The organism is Streptococcus sp. HMSC067A03 (assembly GCF_001814295.1).
Taxonomy (GTDB): domain Bacteria; phylum Bacillota; class Bacilli; order Lactobacillales; family Streptococcaceae; genus Streptococcus; species Streptococcus constellatus.
In genome coordinates, this window is record NZ_KV815666.1 from 1 (window position 1) to 601 (window position 601).

Below are 601 nucleotides of genomic sequence, written 5' to 3' on the forward strand. Positions count from 1 at the left end.
GCAGTCATGATCAAAACGTGACGGTTCACTTGAAACACAAGGTAACAACATCTAGTGAGATTAAAACCGTTAAAGAAACCATTCATTATGTTTATAAGAATGGTAGCCAAGCAAGCCCAAGTCGTAGTACTTCATTGACTTTTACTAGAGAAGTGAAAACAGATGAAGTGACAAAACGTTCCACTAAAGGAGCTTGGTCTCCGGTTACAGGAACGTTCGCAGCAGTAACCTCCCCAACGATTACAGGTTATACAGCTGATAAGCCAATTGTTGCAGCAGTAGAGGGGATTACAGGTGACAGCGATGATATCGAAAAGACAGTTGTTTATACAGCTAATCAAGAAAAAGCCCAAGTTCGCTATATAGATGATACGACGGGTGCAACTCTTGAAACAAAAGAATTAACTGGTGATTATAATACAACGGATGCTTACAGAACAACTGAAACAATTAAAAAATATACAGATAAAAATTATGAATTAGTTTCAGATAATTATCCAGCAGATGGTGTAACTTACAATACTACTTATCAAAAATTTGAAGTTCATCTACGTCATAAGGTGGCTTCAGTTGAAGAAACAAAGACTGTCACAGAGACCAT

At 37.3% G+C, this 601-nt stretch carries 1 protein-coding gene; it reads left to right on the forward strand.

The window, feature by feature from the left end; translation table 11 throughout:
* Positions 1-601 (forward strand): mucin-binding protein (locus tag HMPREF2963_RS06615; RefSeq protein ID WP_410002508.1); only part of this gene is annotated, 601 nt, incomplete at both ends.